This window comes from Streptomyces sp. NPDC058195 (genome assembly GCF_042883525.1).
Classification (GTDB): domain Bacteria; phylum Actinomycetota; class Actinomycetes; order Streptomycetales; family Streptomycetaceae; genus Streptomyces.
The window spans coordinates 37,784-54,934 of record NZ_JBHVVM010000027.1 but is presented as its reverse complement, the minus strand read 5'-3'; the positions used below and the strand labels follow the sequence as shown (position 1 = coordinate 54,934).

Here is a 17,151-nt window from a genome sequence, read left to right as displayed (position 1 = left end):
GAGGCCCGTGCAGCGCGGCCGTCCGGGTGCTCCGGACGGTTTAGGGTGTGGGCTGAGATGGCCGGCGAAATCTGTGGGGCAGCCCGTGCGTGATTACCTGCTGACGCTCTGCGTCACGGCCGCGGTGACGTATCTGCTGACCGGTCCGGTGCGTAAGTTCGCCATCGCGATCGGGGCGATGCCCGCGATCCGTGCGCGTGACGTCCACCGGGAGCCGACTCCCCGGCTCGGCGGGATCGCGATGTTCGGCGGGCTCTGCGCCGGACTCATCGTCGCGGCCCACCTCCACAACCTCGACTGGGTCTTCCAGCTCTCCACCGAACCGCGGGCACTGCTCTCCGGGGCCGCGCTGATCTGGCTGATCGGCGTGCTCGACGACAAGTTCGAGATCGACGCCCTGATCAAGCTCGGCGGACAGATGATCGCCGCCGCGGTCATGGTCCTCCAGGGACTGACGATCCTGTGGCTGCCGATCCCGGGCGTCGGCACCGTCGCGCTCACCCAGTGGCAGGGCACGCTGCTCACGGTCGCGCTGGTGGTCATCACCATCAACGCGGTCAACTTCGTCGACGGTCTCGACGGACTCGCGGCGGGCATGGTGTGCATCGCCGCCGGGGCGTTCTTCCTGTACACGTACCGGCTCTGGTACGGCCACATGATCGAGGCGGCGGCCCCGGCGACGCTCTTCTCGGTGATCCTGATGGGCATGTGCCTGGGCTTCCTGCCGCACAACATGCACCCCGCCCGGATCTTCATGGGCGACTCGGGCTCGATGCTGATCGGCCTGGTGCTGGCGGCCGGTGCGATCTCCGTCACCGGCCGGGTCGACCCGGACACGATGAAGCTCTTCGCAGGCAGTGAGCGCGAGGCCACCCACGCGATGCTGCCGGTCTTCATCCCGCTGCTGCTGCCGCTGACGATCATCGCGATCCCGGCCGCGGACCTGGTGCTGGCGATCGTGCGCCGTACGTGGAACGGGCAGTCGCCGTTCGCGGCGGACCGCGGTCATCTGCACCACCGGCTGCTGGAGATCGGCCACTCGCACAGCCGGTCCGTGCTGATCATGTACTTCTGGTCGGCCCTGATCGCCTTCGGAGCGGTCGGCTACTCGGTGCACTCGACGTCGCTCTGGATCGTGCTGGTCATCATGGGGATGAGCACGATCGGGCTCGTCCTGCTGCTGATGCCGCGGTTCACCCCCCAGGCGCCGTACTGGGCGGAACGCTTCGTACCGCCCCGCTACCGCCACCGTCGCGCCGGGGGAGGGACGTCCGGTACGGAACCGCCGTCGGCCGCCGGTGAGAGTCCTGAGGGGCCCGAGGGGCGGACGGGTCACGAGGGGCGCACGGCCCCCGAGGAGCAGGAGCGCACCCCGGTCGTCGTGGGGGTGTCGGGAGTCAACGGAGCGACCGCCATTGGCCCTCGTTCGCGTCTTTCGGACAGAAACAAGGCTGAAAGCACACGCTGAGAATCAGGGCATCATGGGCCATAGCAGACAGTGATCTGAGTTGTCTTGCTCACATGCGCACCTTCACTCTCACGTGTGACTGTAAGCACACTTTCCGAGTAAAGACCTCATCAAATAGTTTGTGATACCGTTCACGAAGCCCGGTGACGGGGCCGAAGAACTGAAGTAGAAACGGTTCATCAGCCCGAGGCCATCGACCCTCCCCGGGCCCTACGCTCGTCCATGACGACACACTGCCCACCCCCTGCAAGCGGAGCTGCCGCCATGCCGTCCAACGACGCCCGGACTCTCCTCCAAGCCGCCGTACCCACCGCTGCCGCCGGCGCTGTCGCCGTCGCGGTCAGCGCTGGTGTCGCGGGCGGCAAGGGAGCCCTGGGCGCTCTCGTGGCGACGGTCGTGGTGATCCTCTTCATGGGGATCGGGCTGCTCGTCCTGCAGCGGACCGCGAGGTCCCTGCCCCACCTTTTCCAGGCGATGGGGCTGATGCTTTATACGGCTCAGCTCCTCCTGTTGTTCATCTTCGTCGCCGCATTCAAGAACACAACGCTGTTCAACCCGAAGGCCTTCGCGATCACACTGGTGGCGACGACCCTCGTGTGGATCGGCGCGCAGGCGCGTGCACACATGAAGGCCAAGATCCTTTACGTCGAGCCCGAGTCCGACAAGGCGGAAAAGCCCAAGAACACGGGCTCGAAGTCGTGAAGGGTAGGGGCGGGATAAGAGCGGGTTCAAGACCCTGCTATCGTCCGGTTCCAACTGCGGCATTGCGGGCGCGGGCATGTGAGCTGCCGCCTGCTCGATCGCGAGGCTCAATGCCTGACTGCCGCTCACACATCCGTTACACCAGTCCAGTGCCGAACCGCGGCTGCGCGCCGCGCCGACACAACGAGGTTGCCGTACCTATGCGCCACGCTGAAGGAGCCCGCGGTGAGTGCTGACCCGACACAGGTGCTCGCCTTCGAGACCGATTGCCACATCTTCTCCGGTTGTGGTTTCCCGGCACCCGGCCTGCACTCGTTCCTGTTCGAGCCCCTCTGGGGCGACGCGGACAGCAACCTGTACTTCAACAAGCCGATGCTGCTGGCCCTGCTCGGTTCGATCATCGTCGTCGGCTTCTTCTGGGCGGCTTTCCGTAAGCCCAAGGTCGTTCCCGGCAAGCTGCAGATGGTCGCCGAGGCCGGCTACGACTTCATCCGTCGCGGCATCGTCTACGAGACGATCGGCAAGCGCGAGGGCGAGAAGTACGTTCCGCTCGTGGTCTCGCTGTTCTTCTTCGTCTGGATGATGAACCTCTGGTCGATCGTCCCGGTCGCCCAGTTCCCGGTGACGTCGATCATCGCCTACCCCATCGTGCTGGCGCTGATCGTCTACATCGTGTGGGTCAGCCTGACGTTCAAGCGTCACGGCTTCGTCGGCGCCTTCAAGAACTTCACCGGCTACGACAAGTCGCTCGGCCCGGTGGCCTATCTCGCCGCGGTCATCGAGCTCTTCTCGAACCTGCTGGTGCGGCCCTTCACCCACGCGGTGCGACTCTTCGCGAACATGTTCGCCGGTCACACCCTGCTGCTGCTCTTCACCATCGCCAGCTGGTATCTGCTCAACGGCGTCGGCATCGCCTACGCGGGCGTCTCCTTCGTGATGACGATCGTGATGACCGCCTTCGAGCTCTTCGTCCAGGCGCTTCAGGCCTACGTCTTCGTGCTCCTGACCTGCACCTACATCCAGGGCGCGCTCGCCGAGCACCACTGAGCGCCCCCGCGCTCGGTCCTTAAACGTCCGGTGGCCAACCCCCACCGGTTCTTGAAAGAGAAGGAAGAACTGGCATGTCCCAGACCCTTGCCGCTGTCACCGGCGACCTGAAGGCTCTCGGCTCCATCGGTTACGGCCTCGCCGCCATCGGCCCCGGCGTCGGCGTCGGCATCATCTTCGGTAACGGCACCCAGGCGCTCGCCCGTCAGCCCGAGGCTGCCGGTCTCATCCGTGCCAACCAGATCCTCGGCTTCGCCTTCTGTGAGGCGCTCGCCCTCATCGGTCTGGTCATGCCGTTCGTCTACGGCTCCTGATCCACGGATCACAGACCAGCCCACTAGACGAAAGGCAATGACGTGAGCCAGTTGCTTACGATCGCGGCCGAGGCCGAGATGGAGAACCCTCTCGTTCCGCCGGTCCCCGAACTCGTCATCGGCCTCATCGCCTTCCTCATCGTCTTCGGCTTCCTTGCCAAGAAGCTCCTCCCGAACATCAACAAGGTTCTGGAAGAGCGCCGCGAGGCCATCGAAGGCGGTATCGAAAAGGCCGATGCGGCCCAGACCGAGGCCCAGAGCGTCCTTGAGCAGTACAAGGCTCAGCTCGCCGAGGCCCGTCACGAGGCCGCGCGCCTGCGCCAGGAGGCGCAGGAGCAGGGTGCCGTGATCCTGCAGGAGATGCGGGCCGAGGGCCAGCGGCAGCGTGAGGAGATCATCGCTGCCGGTCACGCCCAGATCGAGGCCGACCGCAAGACCGCGGCCTCCGCGCTGCGTCAGGACGTGGGCAAGCTCGCCACCGACCTGGCCGGCAAGCTCGTCGGTGAGTCCCTGGAGGACTACGCCCGGCAGAGCGGCACCGTCGACCGTTTCCTCGACGAGCTCGAGGCGAAGGCCGAGGCTGTCCGATGAACGGAGCGAGCCGCGAGGCACTGGCTGCCGCACGTGAGTCCCTCGACGCGCTGACCGACAACACGTCGGTCGACGCGGCGAAGCTCGCCGAGGAGCTGGCGGCCGTGACGGCGCTGCTCCACCGCGAGGTCTCACTGCGACGGGTCCTGACCGACCCGTCGCAGCCCGGCGAGGCCAGGGCGGAGCTGGCCGGACGGCTGCTGCGCGGTCAGGTGGGCGGCGAGACCGTCGATCTGATCTCCGGCATGGTCCGCTCCCGCTGGTCCCAGTCGCGCGACCTGGTCGACGTGGTCGAGGAACTGGCGAACACCGCCGACCTCACCGCCGCCCAGCGCAGCGGAGACCTCGACGACGTCGAGGACGAGCTGTTCCGGTTCGGCCGGATCGTCGCCGCCGACAAGCCGCTGCGTGCCGCGCTGACCGACCGGTCGGCGTCCGCCTCCGCCAAGGGGCAGCTGCTGCACAGCCTGCTCGGCGGCAAGGCCAGGACCGCCACCGAGAGCGTCATCACGCGGCTTGTCACCCAGCCGCGCGGACGTAGCCTGGAAGAGGGACTGGAGTCCCTTTCCAAGCTCGCCGCGGAGCGCCGGGAGCGCATGGTCGCGGTCGTGACCTCGGCAGTCCCGCTGAGCGATCAGCAGAAGCAGCGCCTCGGCGCCGCGCTGGCGAAGATCTACGGACGCCCGATGCACCTGAACCTCGACGTGGACCCCACGGTCCTCGGCGGGATCGCGGTGCGGGTCGGCGACGAGGTCATCAACGGCACCATCGCGGACCGCCTCGACGAGGCGTCCCGTCGCATGGCCGGCTGACCGACACCGCGCAGCAACAGAACAGAGCAAGACCAGCGGCCCGGTTGGGCCGTGCAGAAATTGCAGAAGATTCCTGGGGGTCGGCCCCCAGACCCCCTTAAGAAACTTCGGGCCCAACAAGGAGAGCAGGGAACCCAGATGGCGGAGCTCACGATCCGGCCGGAGGAGATCCGGGACGCGCTGGAGAACTTTGTCCAGTCGTACAAGCCGGACGCGGCCTCGCGCGAGGAGGTCGGTACGGTCAGCGTTGCCGGCGACGGCATCGCGAAGGTCGAGGGTCTTCCCTCGGCCATGGCGAACGAGCTGCTGAAGTTCGAGGACGGCACCCTCGGTCTCGCCCTCAACCTTGAGGAGCGCGAGATCGGTGCGATCGTCCTCGGCGAGTTCAGCGGTATCGAGGAGGGCCAGCCGGTGCAGCGCACCGGTGAGGTGCTCTCCGTCGGCGTCGGCGAGGGTTACCTCGGCCGCGTCGTCGACCCGCTCGGCAACCCGATCGACGGTCTCGGCGAGATCGCGACCGACAGCCGCCGCGCCCTTGAGCTGCAGGCCCCTGGCGTCATGGTCCGCAAGTCGGTGCACGAGCCGATGCAGACCGGCTACAAGGCCGTCGACGCGATGGTGCCGATCGGCCGCGGCCAGCGTCAGCTGATCATTGGTGACCGTCAGACGGGTAAGACCGCTCTGGCCGTCGACACGATCATCAACCAGCGCGACAACTGGCGCTCGGGCGACGTGAACAAGCAGGTCCGCTGCATCTACGTCGCCATCGGTCAGAAGGGCTCCACCATCGCCTCCGTGCGCGGTGCCCTCGAAGAGGCCGGTGCGCTGGAGTACACGACCATCGTCGCCGCCCCCGCGTCCGACCCGGCCGGCTTCAAGTACCTGGCGCCGTACACCGGTTCGGCCATCGGCCAGCACTGGATGTACCAGGGCAAGCACGTCCTGATCATCTTCGATGACCTCTCGAAGCAGGCCGACGCCTACCGCGCCGTGTCGCTTCTGCTGCGCCGTCCGCCGGGCCGCGAGGCCTACCCGGGCGACGTCTTCTACCTCCACTCGCGTCTGCTGGAGCGCTGCGCCAAGCTCTCCGACGACATGGGCGCCGGTTCGATGACGGGTCTCCCGATCGTCGAGACGAAGGCGAACGACGTGTCGGCGTTCATCCCGACCAACGTCATCTCCATCACCGACGGCCAGTGCTTCCTGGAGTCCGACCTGTTCAACGCCGGTCAGCGTCCGGCCCTGAACGTCGGTATCTCGGTCTCCCGCGTCGGTGGCTCCGCCCAGCACAAGGCGATGCGCCAGGTCTCCGGCCGCCTCCGTGTCGACCTCGCCCAGTACCGTGAGCTGGAGGCGTTCGCCGCCTTCGGTTCCGACCTGGACGCGGCCTCGAAGGCGTCGCTGGAGCGCGGTAAGCGCATGGTCGAGCTGCTGAAGCAGCCGCAGTACGCCCCGTTCCCGGTCGAGGAGCAGGTCGTCTCCATCTGGGCCGGCACCAACGGCAAGATGGACGACGTCCCGGTCCAGGACATCCGCCGCTTCGAGTCGGAGCTGCTGGAGCACCTGCGCCGCGAGCGCAAGGACCTCCTGACCAGCATCCGCGAGGGCGCGAAGATGTCCGACGACACGCTGCAGGCCCTGGCCGACGCCGTTGCCTCCTTCAAGCAGCAGTTCGAGACCTCGGACGGCAAGCTGCTGGGCGAGGGCTGATCGATGGGCGCTCAGCTTCGCGTTTACAAGCGCCGCATCCGCTCCGTCTCCGCCACGAAGAAGATCACCAAGGCGATGGAGATGATCGCCGCCTCGCGCATCGTCAAGGCGCAGCGCCAGGTGGCGGCATCTACGCCGTACGCGACCGAGCTCACCCGTGCGGTGACCGCGGTGGCGACCGGCTCCACCACCAAGCACCCGCTGACGACCGAGGCCGACACTCCGGTCCGGGCCGCGATCCTGCTCATCACGAGCGACCGCGGTCTGGCCGGCGGTTACTCCTCCAACGCCATCAAGGCCGCGGACCGACTGACCGAGCGGCTTCGGGGCGAGGGCAAGGAGGTCGTCACCTACGTGATCGGCCGCAAGGGCGTCGCCTACTACGGCTTCCGTGAGCGCAAGATCGCGGACTCGTGGACCGGCTTCACCGATGCCCCGACGTACGCGGACGCCAAGCGGGCCGCGGCGCCGCTGATCGAGGCGGTCACCCAGGAGACCGCCGACGGCGGTGTCGACGAGCTGCACATCGTCTTCACGGAGTTCGTGTCGATGATGACGCAGAACGCCATCGACGACCGGATGCTGCCGCTCAGTCTCGATGCGACGAAGGACGAGGACGGCAAGGGCGAGATCCTGCCGCTGTTCGAGTTCGAGCCGTCGGCGGAGGACGTCCTCGACGCCCTGCTTCCGCGGTACGTCGAGAGCCGGATCTACAACGCGCTGCTGCAGGCCGCTGCTTCCGAGCACGCCGCCCGCCGCCGCGCGATGAAGTCCGCCACCGACAATGCCGGTGAGCTCATCAAGACGCTCTCCCGGCTTGCCAACGCGGCCCGCCAGGCCGAAATCACCCAGGAAATCAGCGAGATCGTCGGTGGTGCCAGTGCGCTGGCCGACGCGACCGCGGGGAGTGACAAGTAATGACGACGACAGTTGAGACGGCCGTTGCCACGGGCCGCGTCGCCCGGGTCATCGGCCCGGTCGTCGACGTGGAGTTCCCCGTCGACGCGATGCCGGACATCTACAACGCGCTGACCGTCCAGGTGGCCGACCCGGCCGAGGACGGCAAGCTCAAGACGCTGACCCTGGAAGTCGCCCAGCACCTCGGCGACGGTGTGGTCCGCGCGATCTCGATGCAGCCCACCGACGGCCTGGTCCGCCAGGCCCCGGTGACCGACACGGGCGAGGGCATCATGGTCCCCGTCGGTGACATCACCAAGGGCAAGGTGTTCAACACCCTCGGCGAGATCCTGAACAAGCCCGAGGCCAACGCGGAGGTCACCGAGCGCTGGTCGATCCACCGCAAGGCGCCCAACTTCGACCAGCTCGAGTCCAAGACCGAGATGTTCGAGACCGGCGTCAAGGTCATCGACCTTCTCACCCCGTACGTCAAGGGTGGAAAGATCGGTCTGTTCGGTGGTGCCGGTGTCGGCAAGACCGTGCTGATCCAGGAAATGATCTACCGCGTGGCCAACAACCACGACGGTGTGTCGGTGTTCGCCGGTGTCGGTGAGCGCACCCGTGAGGGCAACGACCTCATCGAGGAAATGGCCGACTCGGGCGTCATCGACAAGACGGCGCTCGTCTTCGGCCAGATGGACGAGCCGCCGGGCACGCGTCTGCGTGTGGCGCTGGCCGGTCTGACCATGGCGGAGTACTTCCGCGATGTGCAGAAGCAGGACGTGCTCTTCTTCATCGACAACATCTTCCGGTACACCCAGGCCGGTTCCGAGGTGTCCACCCTGCTCGGCCGTATGCCGTCCGCGGTGGGTTACCAGCCGAACCTGGCCGACGAGATGGGTCTGCTGCAGGAGCGCATCACGTCGACCCGTGGTCACTCGATCACCTCGATGCAGGCGATCTACGTCCCCGCGGACGACCTGACCGACCCGGCCCCGGCCACCACGTTCGCCCACCTCGACGCGACGACGGTTCTCTCCCGTCCGATCTCCGAGAAGGGCATCTACCCGGCCGTGGACCCGCTGGACTCCACGTCCCGCATCCTGGACCCGCGTTACATCGCGCAGGACCACTACGACGCCGCCATGCGCGTCAAGGGGATCCTCCAGAAGTACAAGGACCTCCAGGACATCATCGCCATCCTCGGTATGGACGAGCTGGGCGAGGAGGACAAGCTGGTCGTCCAGCGTGCCCGCCGTGTCGAGCGCTTCCTGTCGCAGAACACCCACGTCGCCAAGCAGTTCACCGGCGTGGACGGTTCGGACGTGCCGCTGGACGAGTCGATCGCCGCGTTCAACGCGATCTGCGACGGTGAGTACGACCACTTCCCCGAGCAGGCGTTCTTCATGTGCGGTGGCATCGAGGACCTGAAGGCCAACGCCAAGGAGCTCGGCGTCTCCTGAGCCCATGGCTCACCGAGGGGGACGGGTGTGTCCCGTCCCCCTCACCACGCCCCTTAGAATTGACCCAACACCCGGCGGAACGGCCGGGTGGTGACCCGAGGAGCCACCCTTGGCTGCTGAGCTGCACGTCGAGCTGGTCGCCGCGGACCGCAGTGTCTGGTCCGGCGAGGCCACCCTGGTCGTCGCGCGCACCACGTCCGGCGACATCGGCGTCATGCCCGGTCACCAGCCGCTTCTGGGTGTGCTGGAATCGGGCCCGGTGACCATCCGTACGAGCGACGGCGGCACCGTGGTCGCCGCTGTGCACGGCGGATTCATCTCGTTCGCTGACGACAAGCTCTCGCTGCTCGCGGAGATTGCCGAGCTTGCGGACGAGATCGATGTCCAGCGCGCCGAGCGTGCGCTGGAGCGTGCGAAGTCGGACACGGACGCTGCTTCCGAGCGGCGCGCCGAAGTGCGACTGCGCGCGGTGGCGGTGCGCTAGCGCACCGCGACCACGTAGCTTTACCCTCAGCCGCGGCCTGAGCTGGAGTACCCCTCCAGACCGGGCCGCGGCTGAGGCGATGCAGGTGCGGGTGGGCAGGTCCGGGTGGTATTCGTTACTCGACGACGCGAGGAGGTCGGTGGAGATGTTCCTCGCGCTGTGGGTGGGCGGCCTGGTCGTCGCCCTGGTTCTGGTGGGGCTCTTCGTCTTCGGCCTGCGCCGACGGCTGATCCAGCGTTCCGGCGGGACCTTCGACTGCAGCCTGCGGTGGGATGTTCCGGAGGAGCCCGATCTCTCCGGCAAGGGCTGGGTGTACGGCGTCGCCCGGTACAGCGAGGATCGGATCGACTGGTTCCGGGTCTTCTCGTACGCGCCCCGTCCGCGCCGTGTCCTGGAGCGCGCCTCGATCGAGGTGGTCGCCCGGCGGCTGCCCGAGGGCGAGGAGGAGCTGGCGCTCCTGTCCGACGCGGTGGTGCTCGGCTGTCTCCATGAGGAGACCCGCCTGGAGCTGGCCATGAGCGAGGACGCGCTGACCGGTTTCCTCGCCTGGCTGGAGGCGGCGCCGCCCGGCCAGCGGGTGAACGTGGCCTGAGTGCCGCCGGCGGGGCCCGGGGCCCGGCCGTGACAAGACGAAAAGCCGGGGAGACAGGGGGCGGACCTGTCTCCCCGGCTGCTTTGCGGGGTGGTGCTGTGCGGTGCCGGTGGGGGGTTGCTCGGACCGCGCGGGGGGCTACTTCAGGCCGCTGTTGATGGCGCTGACGAGTTCGCCGTTGGTGGTGTCACCGCTGAATTCCCAGAAGAACGCGCCGCCGAGGCCCTGGCTCTTGGCCCAGGTCATCTTGGAGGTGATGGTGGCGGGGGTGTCGTAGCTCCACCAGTTCGTTCCGCAGTGGGCGTAGGCGGTTCCGGCGACGGTGCCGGTGGAGGGGCAGCTGTTCTTGAGGACCTTGTAGTCCTCGATGCCGGCCTCGTAGGTGCCGGGGGCGGCTCCGGTGGCGGTGCCGCCGGGGGCGTCCTGGGTGACGCCGGTCCAGCCGCGGCCGTAGAAGCCGATGCCGAGGAGCAGCTTGGAGGCGGGGACGCCCTGGGTCTTCAGCTTGGCGATGGCGTCGGCGGAGCTGAAGCCGGCCTGCGGGATGCCGTTGTACGAGGTGAGCGGGGAGTGCGGGGCGGTGGGGCCCTTGGCGTCCCAGGCGCCGAAGAAGTCGTACGTCATCACGTTGTACCAGTCCAGGGACTGGGCGGCGCCGGCGTAGTCGGTGAGGTCGATCTTGCCGCCGTCGGAGCCGTCGGCGGTGATGGCGGCGGTGACCAGGTTGTTGCCGCCGAACTTGGTGCGCAGTGCCGTGGTGAGGCCCTTCAGGGCGGCTGGGCCGCTGGTGTCGCAGGTCAGGCCGCAGGCGTTGGGGTACTCCCAGTCGATGTCGATGCCGTCGAAGACATCGGCCCAGCGGGGGTCCTCCACCAGCTTGTAGCAGGAATCGGCGAACGCGGCCGGGTTCTTGGCGGCCTCACCGAAGCCGCCGGACCAGGTCCAGCCGCCGAACGACCACAGGACCTTGATGTGCGGGTACTTCGCCTTGAGCTTGCGCAGCTGGTTGAAGCTGCCTCGCAGCGGCTGGTCCCAGGTGTCGGCGACGCCGTCGACCGACTTGTCGGCGGTGTACGCCATGTCGTAGTCGGCGTACGAGTCGCCGATCGTGCACTTGCCGCCCTGGACGTTGCCGAAGGCGTAGTTGATGTGCGTGATCTTCGCGGCGGAACCGGAGGTGTCCAGGTTCTTGACGTGGTAGTTGCGCCCGTAGACGCCCCAGTCGGTGAAGTAGCCGAGGTTGACCTTGCCGCCGGTGCCCGGGTCGGGGTTGCCGCCGCCGCCGGTGGTGTGCACCTTGACCGCGCCGCTGACCGGGCCGGTCTGGTTGGCGGTGTCACGGGCCTGCACGGTGTACGAGTAGTCCGTACCGGCCTTGAGGCCGGAGTCGGTGTACGTCGTACCGGTGACCGTCGACACGACCGCGCCGTCCCGCAGGACGTCGTAGTTCTTGATGCCGTTGTCATCGGTGGCGGCGGTCCAGCTCAGCTTGACCGAGGTGTCGGTGATGCCGCTCGCGGTGGGGGCGCCGGGGGCGGAGGGGGCGTTGTCGCCCGGGACACTGCCGCCGTCGCAGGAGGCGCCGTTCAGCTTGCACCCGGCGGGGGCGCCGGTGCCGGTGCCGTTGAAGCCGAAGCTGACGGAGGCGCCGGGGGCGACCGTACCGTTCCAGCCGAGGTTCTTCGCGGTCCAGTGGGTGCCGGAGCTGGTGACGGTGGCGTCCCAGGCGGAGCCGACCGCGGTGCCGGAGGGGAAGTCCCACTCGATGGTCCAGGAGGACAGCGCGGTGGTGCCGGTGTTCTTCACCGTCCACTGGCCTTCGAAGCCGCTGCCCCAGTCGGACTTCTTGACGAAGGAGGCGGTCGCCGAACCGGCGGCCTCGGCCGGGGCGGCCAGGCCGACCATCGCGGCGAGTGGAAGCAGCAGCGCGGTGAGGCCCGCGACCGCCTTGCTTCTGGTGGCTCTGCCGGTCCCGAGTCTGAATCGGGTCCGGCGTAGGGGGTTTTGAGTGCTCAACGGTGCTCCTCGGGTGAGGTCCGGACAATCGGGGGTGGTCCGTGGACTGCAACCCTGCGCCGCCCAGAGCGCGCCTTGTCATGGCGTGCTCACCGCAGTGTGTTCGGTGAGATTAGGAAGGTCTGGACCAATCGTCAAGAGGTCTGGACCAAAGATCAGTTCATCGCCTCAGATGCCCAACTCCTGTGCCAGGACCGCCGCCTGAACCCGGCTGCGCAGCCCCAGCTTCCCCAACAGCCTGCTCACATGGGTTTTCACGGTGGCTTCCGCCATCGAGAGCCGGACCGCGATTTCCGCGTTCGACAGCCCCTCACCGAGGCATCCCAGCACTTCCCGCTCCCGCCGCGTGAGGGCGTCGAGCATTCCTGGATCGGGGGCGTTCGGCGGGGGCACCGGAGCCGTCCCGGCGAACTCGGCGATCAGCCGACGCGTCACGGCCGGGGCGATCAGCCCCTCGCCCCTCGCCACGGTGCGGACGGCGTCGAGCAGATCGTGCGCGTTGGTGTTCTTCAGCAGGAAACCCGCGGCCCCCGCCCGCAGCGCCCCGAAGACGTACTCGTCCAGATCGAACGTGGTGAGCACCAGGACGTCCGCGAGCCGCTCGGCCACCACCCGCGCGGTCGCCGACACTCCGTCGAGCCGCGGCATCTGTACGTCCATCAGCACCAGATCCGGCCGGAGTTCACGGGCCAGCCGCACCGCCTCCTCGCCGTCCCCGGCCTCGCCCGCCACCTCGATGTCGGGCGCGCTGCGCAGGATGAGCACCAGCCCCGCCCGCACGGCCGACTGGTCCTCGGCGACCACAACCCGGATCGTCATCGTCCGGACACTCCTTCCTCCACGGGCAGTTCCGCCCGTACCCGCCAGATCCCCCTGCCGCCGACGGCCGTCGACGGGCCCGCGTCGATCGTGCCGCCCAGCAGTGCCACCCGCTCCCGCATCCCCACCAGACCGGCCCCCGAACCCGGCGCCCGCGGCCCGCGGCGCTCCCCGAGCGCACTGCTCACCTCCACCGTGAGCGACTGCCCGCTCTGCCCGAGCCGCACCGTGACCGGGCCCGGCGCGGCGTGCTTGAGCGCGTTCGTCAGGGACTCCTGGACGATCCGGTACGCGGCCAGCTCGACCGGGGCCGCCAGCGGGCCCCGCTCCTCCCGGGTGTCCTCGAAGGCGCAGCTCAGGCCGCTGGACGCGGCGTTGGTACGGGCCTGCTCGACCAGCGCGTCCAGCGAGGCGAGGGTGGGGGAGGGGGCGGGCTGCGCGGCGGTGTCCCCGGTGCGCAGCAGCCCGATGAGCCGGCGCATCTCCGCGAGGCCGTCGACGCTGTTCTCCCGGATGACCCCGAGCGCCTGGCGCGAGGTCTCCGGGTCGTCGATGGAGAGGGCGGCGGTGGAGTGGATGGCGATCGCGGAGAGGTGGTTGGCCACCATGTCGTGGAGTTCACGGGCCATCCGGGTGCGCTCCGCGGTCACCGCCTGGGTCCGGTCCATCTCCGCGAGCAGCGCGGTCTGCTCGGCGTGCAGCCGGGCCGTCGTGGCGGCGTCCCGGTGGTTGCGGACGCTCACCGCGGTGAGGGCGGGGCCGAACGAGATCATGCCGGTGACGACGCCGATGAGCAGTGCCTGCGGATTGCGGAACCAGGCCAGGAAGCCGACCGTGACCGCGACCATGATCAGGAACGTGGTCACCGGGATGCGGCGGGCGGCGGACGGCGTTCCGTACAGCACGGCCGCGTAGACCAGGTCCGTGAACATCAGGACCGTCGCCAGGTTCCCGACCGTGAACTGGTCCGCGACCAGGGCGAACGTACCGATGACCAAGGCCGTCTGCGGGGCGGTCCTGCGGAGCAGTTCGAGCCCGGAGACCACGGCGAGCGGCACCAGGCAGACCCAGGGGGCCATGAAGGCGCGGTCGCTCTGGAGGTGCAGGCCGAGGAGCCACAGGAGCACACCGCCGGCCAGGCCGAGTACGGCCAGGAGCACATCGTGGCGGTGCGGGCGCGAAAGGGTGAACACCCTTCCATCCAACACGGTGACCGCGGCCCCGGCCTCGTGTCCCGGGGGGAGGTGTCAGTACATCGAAGGATGCAGTGCGGGTTCGTCATCGCCGACGACGAACCCGCCCCGGACAGCCGGAAAGCTGGGGGCCAGGGGAAGAAAGGAGAGGCACTGTGATCGTCACGCTGATCGTGCTCTGCGAGGTCGCCTTCTGGGTGCTGCTGGTGGCCGGGCTGGCCCTGCGGTACTGGGCGAAGCGGCCGAGGCTCGGGGCGGCCGTACTGCTGTGCGAGCCGCTGCTGGAGATCGTCCTGCTGGTGGTGACCGCCATCGACCTGAAGAACGGGGCGCAGCCCGACTGGAAGCACGGTCTCGCCGCGGTCTACATCGGCTTCACGGTGGGACTCGGCCACTCCACGATCCGCTGGGCCGACGCCCGGGTCGCCCACCGCTACGCGGGCGGTCCGCCACCGGTGAAGCCGCCGAAGTACGGCATGGCGCGCGCGGTGCACGAGTGGCGGGTCGCCGGGCGCTGGACGGCCGCGGCGGTGACCGCGCTGGCGCTGCTCCAGGCGGCCGTCTGGTACGTGGGCGGGGACGGGGACGTGTCCTCGCTGCGGATGTGGCAGGAGAAGATGCTGTGGCTCATCGGGATCAATCTGGTCATCGCCGTGGGCTACACGGTGTTCCCGAAGCAGGAGCCGAAGGCCGCCCCCTGACATCGGACGGGCCCGTCGCGGGGGTACGGGCCCGTCCGGCCGCCGCTCCCGCTACCGCTCACCGCCCGGCACCCACAGCACGTCCCCGACCTCCTTGTTCGCCGTCCTCGCGAGGATGAACAGCAGGTCGGAGAGGCGGTTGAGGTACGTGGCGGTCAGCGCGTTCATCACGTCACCGTGCACCTCCAGCGCCGCCCACGTGGAGCGCTCCGCGCGCCGGACCACCGTGCACGCCTGGTGCAGCAGCGCCGCCCCGGGCGTACCGCCCGGCAGGATGAAGCTGCGCAGCTTCTCCAGCTCCGCCAGGAAGAGGTCGCAGTCCTCCTCCAGTTTGTCGACATAGCTCTGTTCCACCCGCAGCGGCGGGTACTTCGGGTCCTCGACGACCGGGGTCGACAGGTCGGCGCCCACGTCGAACAGGTCGTTCTGCACGCGGACGAGGACCTGCACCACATCCCCGGGGAGCTGCCCGAGCGCGATCGCGGTCCCGATGACGGCATTGGCCTCGTTGGTGTCGGCGTACGCGGAGATCCGCAGATCGGTCTTGGCGGTGCGGCTCATGTCGCCCAGCGCGGTGGTGCCCTGGTCGCCGGTGCGGGTGTAGATACGTGTCAGATTGACCATGCCGTCAGCGTAACTACGCCCGGTGCGCCGCCGGATGACCCCTGCCGGTGTGATGTCCGTCATGTGAGACGTGACGCGCATCTCTTCAGGGCCCCAGTGTCCCTCACGGGTACTAATCTCCGCCGGAGAGTATGTGAAAAAGCGTGAGGACGCGCCGTGCAGAGACCAGCTGCAGAGGCGGACACGAAACCAAGGGGTGCAGACGTGGCCAGGAAGCTCGCCGTCATCGGAGCCGGACTCATGGGGTCGGGCATCGCGCAGGTCTCCGCCCAGGCAGGCTGGGACGTGGTGCTGCGCGATGTCACGGACGAGGCCCTGGCCCGCGGCCGCGACGGCATCAAGGCGTCGTACGACAAGTTCGTCTCCAAGGGCAAGCTGGACGCCGCCGACGCCGAGGCCGCGCTGGCCCGCATCACGGCCACCACCGACCTCGACGCGGTCGCTGACGCGGACATCGTCGTCGAGGCCGTCTTCGAGAAGCTGGAGGTCAAGCACGAGATCTTCCGCTCCCTCGACAAGATCGTCCGGGACGACACCGTCCTCGCCTCCAACACCTCCGCCATCCCGATCACCAAGATCGCGGCCGTGACGGAGCGTCCCGAGCGCGTCGTCGGCGTGCACTTCTTCTCGCCGGTCCCGATGATGCAGCTCTGCGAGCTGGTACGCGGCTACAAGACCAGCGACGAAACCCTCGCCACCGCACGGGAGTTCGCCGAGTCCGTCGGCAAGACCTGCATCGTCGTCAACCGCGACGTGGCCGGTTTCGTCACCACCCGGCTGATCTCGGCGCTGGTCGTCGAGGCGGCCAAGCTGTACGAGTCGGGCGTCGCCTCGGCCGAGGACATCGACATCGCCTGCAAGCTCGGTTTCGGCCACGCCATGGGCCCGCTCGCCACCGCGGACCTGACCGGTGTCGACATCCTGCTGCACGCCACGGGCAACATCTACACCGAGTCGCAGGACGAGAAGTTCGCCGCTCCGGAGCTGATGCGCCGGATGGTGGACGCAGGTGACATCGGCCGCAAGAGCGGGCAGGGCTTCTACACGTACTGATCGTTTCCGGTCCTGAGGGGGCTGACCCGCCGTCGGCCAGCCCCCTCAGGGCCGGGGAAGAAGCCCCGGGAACGGTGGACCCGATCCGGCTTTCGCCGCACCTCGGTCACTCCACGGGGTGAATTCGGTATCGGTTCGCTTACAGACGGAAACTTCCCTGTCTCTGCCGGAGTCAGTTGTGGCAGAGACAGAACAGACAGACGAACCTTGCTACGGAGCATTCCAGGGGAGCGCATATGCACATCAGGGGCGACCACGCCGAACTGGTCGTCGGGGGCCGCCTCGACGTCCGAAGCGCGGCGGACGCCCGTACGGCCCTGCACTCCGCCCTCGATGACGGCGCCGGCGATCTGGTGCTCGACCTGACCGAGCTGGACTCCTGGGACGCCACCGGACTCGGCGTCATCATGGGTGCCCACCGCCGGGCCGGGCGGGCGGGGCGGCGGCTGGTGCTCCGCGGAGTGCCGCCGCAGATGCAGCGCCTCCTGGTGGCGACCCGGCTGCATCGTATTCTGGCCATCGAGGGCGGAATCGCCGCCGACTCGCTGCCCCGGGTCTGAGCGGTTCCAGCCAGCCGAAGCCCTTGCCGACGCGCCACGGACACACCCGCGCAATCCGTACGAGACAGCGCGCTTCGGGCGGCGCGGCCCCCCGACTGTGCGGGG

At 68.4% G+C, this 17,151-nt stretch carries 18 protein-coding genes; 14 read left to right on the top strand and 4 right to left on the bottom strand.

Annotated elements, in window-relative coordinates; all coding sequences use genetic code 11:
• Nucleotides 1-73 precede the first annotated feature (73 nt).
• From ACFVWY_RS27795 to ACFVWY_RS27745, 11 genes are all read left to right on the top strand, one after another.
• Nucleotides 74-1,468 (top strand): MraY family glycosyltransferase, encoded by a 1,395-nt coding sequence (locus ACFVWY_RS27795; protein ID WP_389877243.1) that lies wholly within the window; start codon nucleotides 74-76, stop codon nucleotides 1,466-1,468.
• Nucleotides 1,469-1,732: 264 nt separating this feature from the next.
• On the top strand, nucleotides 1,733-2,170 hold the full coding sequence (locus ACFVWY_RS27790) for a hypothetical protein (protein WP_389877241.1): 438 nt from the start codon (nucleotides 1,733-1,735) through the stop codon (nucleotides 2,168-2,170).
• A gap of 225 nt (nucleotides 2,171-2,395) precedes the next feature.
• Nucleotides 2,396-3,217 (top strand): F0F1 ATP synthase subunit A, encoded by an 822-nt coding sequence (atpB, locus tag ACFVWY_RS27785; protein ID WP_389877239.1) that lies wholly within the window; start codon nucleotides 2,396-2,398, stop codon nucleotides 3,215-3,217.
• 74 nt (nucleotides 3,218-3,291) lie between these two features.
• A complete protein-coding gene (locus tag ACFVWY_RS27780; RefSeq protein ID WP_005311859.1) occupies nucleotides 3,292-3,531 on the top strand; it encodes an ATP synthase subunit C in 240 nt (79 codons plus the stop codon).
• Between the two features lie 42 nt (nucleotides 3,532-3,573).
• Entirely contained in the window at nucleotides 3,574-4,122 is a 549-nt protein-coding gene (locus tag ACFVWY_RS27775; RefSeq protein WP_389877237.1) for a F0F1 ATP synthase subunit B, read from the top strand.
• Complete coding sequence (locus ACFVWY_RS27770) at nucleotides 4,119-4,934, top strand: F0F1 ATP synthase subunit delta (protein WP_389877235.1); 816 nt, start codon at nucleotides 4,119-4,121, stop codon at nucleotides 4,932-4,934. Before ACFVWY_RS27775 ends, ACFVWY_RS27770 begins: the two co-directional genes overlap by 4 nt.
• Nucleotides 4,935-5,072: 138 nt before the next feature.
• A complete protein-coding gene (gene atpA, locus ACFVWY_RS27765) occupies nucleotides 5,073-6,644 on the top strand; it encodes a F0F1 ATP synthase subunit alpha (RefSeq protein ID WP_389877233.1) in 1,572 nt (523 codons plus the stop codon).
• Between the two features lie 3 nt (nucleotides 6,645-6,647).
• The gene (locus tag ACFVWY_RS27760; protein ID WP_389877231.1) at nucleotides 6,648-7,562 is read left to right on the top strand and encodes a F0F1 ATP synthase subunit gamma; all 915 of its coding nucleotides are present in this window, start codon (nucleotides 6,648-6,650) and stop codon (nucleotides 7,560-7,562) included.
• Nucleotides 7,562-9,004 (top strand): F0F1 ATP synthase subunit beta, encoded by a 1,443-nt coding sequence (gene atpD / locus ACFVWY_RS27755; RefSeq protein WP_389877229.1) that lies wholly within the window; start codon nucleotides 7,562-7,564, stop codon nucleotides 9,002-9,004. The genes ACFVWY_RS27760 and atpD overlap by 1 nt, the downstream gene beginning before the upstream one ends.
• A 109-nt stretch (nucleotides 9,005-9,113) precedes the next feature.
• The gene (locus ACFVWY_RS27750; protein WP_093898532.1) at nucleotides 9,114-9,488 is read left to right on the top strand and encodes a F0F1 ATP synthase subunit epsilon; all 375 of its coding nucleotides are present in this window, start codon (nucleotides 9,114-9,116) and stop codon (nucleotides 9,486-9,488) included.
• A gap of 145 nt (nucleotides 9,489-9,633) precedes the next feature.
• On the top strand, nucleotides 9,634-10,080 hold the full coding sequence (locus tag ACFVWY_RS27745) for a DUF2550 domain-containing protein (protein ID WP_389877326.1): 447 nt from the start codon (nucleotides 9,634-9,636) through the stop codon (nucleotides 10,078-10,080).
• Nucleotides 10,081-10,218: 138 nt separating this feature from the next.
• Here the strand turns inward: ACFVWY_RS27745 and ACFVWY_RS27740 are convergent, their stop codons facing one another.
• The 3 genes from ACFVWY_RS27740 to ACFVWY_RS27730 all read right to left on the bottom strand — a co-directional run bounded on the left by ACFVWY_RS27740 (nucleotide 10,219) and on the right by ACFVWY_RS27730 (nucleotide 14,108).
• Nucleotides 10,219-12,096: a glycosyl hydrolase family 18 protein gene (locus tag ACFVWY_RS27740; RefSeq protein ID WP_389877227.1), complete on the bottom strand. Its 1,878-nt coding sequence runs from the start codon at nucleotides 12,094-12,096 to the stop codon at nucleotides 10,219-10,221.
• Nucleotides 12,097-12,264: 168 nt separating this feature from the next.
• Nucleotides 12,265-12,915, bottom strand: a complete 651-nt coding sequence (locus ACFVWY_RS27735; RefSeq protein ID WP_389877226.1) for a response regulator — start codon at nucleotides 12,913-12,915, stop codon at nucleotides 12,265-12,267.
• Nucleotides 12,912-14,108 carry a sensor histidine kinase gene (locus ACFVWY_RS27730; RefSeq protein ID WP_389877225.1) on the bottom strand — a complete coding sequence of 399 codons (1,197 nt, stop codon included), beginning with the start codon at nucleotides 14,106-14,108 and terminating at the stop codon, nucleotides 12,912-12,914. Before ACFVWY_RS27730 ends, ACFVWY_RS27735 begins: the two co-directional genes overlap by 4 nt.
• 155 nt (nucleotides 14,109-14,263) lie before the next feature.
• Between ACFVWY_RS27730 and ACFVWY_RS27725 the strand changes: the two genes are divergently transcribed.
• Entirely contained in the window at nucleotides 14,264-14,809 is a 546-nt protein-coding gene (locus tag ACFVWY_RS27725) for a hypothetical protein (RefSeq protein ID WP_389877224.1), read from the top strand.
• 51 nt (nucleotides 14,810-14,860) lie between these two features.
• On the opposite strand, the gene ACFVWY_RS27720 is transcribed toward ACFVWY_RS27725, so the two are convergent.
• Nucleotides 14,861-15,433, bottom strand: coding sequence for a cob(I)yrinic acid a,c-diamide adenosyltransferase (locus tag ACFVWY_RS27720; protein WP_389877223.1), 573 nt, complete (start codon nucleotides 15,431-15,433; stop codon nucleotides 14,861-14,863).
• A 204-nt stretch (nucleotides 15,434-15,637) separates the two neighbouring features.
• On the opposite strand from ACFVWY_RS27720, the gene ACFVWY_RS27715 reads away from it, so the two are divergent.
• Together ACFVWY_RS27715 and ACFVWY_RS27710 are read left to right on the top strand one after the other, a co-directional pair.
• Entirely contained in the window at nucleotides 15,638-16,486 is an 849-nt protein-coding gene (locus ACFVWY_RS27715) for a 3-hydroxyacyl-CoA dehydrogenase family protein (RefSeq protein WP_389877221.1), read from the top strand.
• Nucleotides 16,487-16,722: 236 nt separating this feature from the next.
• Complete coding sequence (locus tag ACFVWY_RS27710; protein ID WP_362621836.1) at nucleotides 16,723-17,046, top strand: STAS domain-containing protein; 324 nt, start codon at nucleotides 16,723-16,725, stop codon at nucleotides 17,044-17,046.
• Nucleotides 17,047-17,151: the final 105 nt, after the last annotated feature.

What these genes read in the sequence shown, in the direction of transcription:
- ACFVWY_RS27790 (WP_389877241.1), top strand. Translation starts at nt 1,733, where the DNA reads ATGCCGTCCAACGACGCCCGGACTCTCCTCCAAGCCGCCGTACCCACC.
- ACFVWY_RS27780 (WP_005311859.1), top strand. Translation starts at nt 3,292, where the DNA reads ATGTCCCAGACCCTTGCCGCTGTCACCGGCGACCTGAAGGCTCTCGGC.
- ACFVWY_RS27770 (WP_389877235.1), top strand. Translation starts at nt 4,119, where the DNA reads ATGAACGGAGCGAGCCGCGAGGCACTGGCTGCCGCACGTGAGTCCCTC.
- atpA (WP_389877233.1), top strand. Translation starts at nt 5,073, where the DNA reads ATGGCGGAGCTCACGATCCGGCCGGAGGAGATCCGGGACGCGCTGGAG.
- ACFVWY_RS27760 (WP_389877231.1), top strand. Translation starts at nt 6,648, where the DNA reads ATGGGCGCTCAGCTTCGCGTTTACAAGCGCCGCATCCGCTCCGTCTCC.
- atpD (WP_389877229.1), top strand. Translation starts at nt 7,562, where the DNA reads ATGACGACGACAGTTGAGACGGCCGTTGCCACGGGCCGCGTCGCCCGG.
- ACFVWY_RS27745 (WP_389877326.1), top strand. Translation starts at nt 9,634, where the DNA reads ATGTTCCTCGCGCTGTGGGTGGGCGGCCTGGTCGTCGCCCTGGTTCTG.
- ACFVWY_RS27735 (WP_389877226.1), bottom strand. Translation starts at nt 12,915, where the DNA reads ATGACGATCCGGGTTGTGGTCGCCGAGGACCAGTCGGCCGTGCGGGCG.
- ACFVWY_RS27720 (WP_389877223.1), bottom strand. Translation starts at nt 15,433, where the DNA reads ATGGTCAATCTGACACGTATCTACACCCGCACCGGCGACCAGGGCACC.
- ACFVWY_RS27710 (WP_362621836.1), top strand. Translation starts at nt 16,723, where the DNA reads ATGCACATCAGGGGCGACCACGCCGAACTGGTCGTCGGGGGCCGCCTC.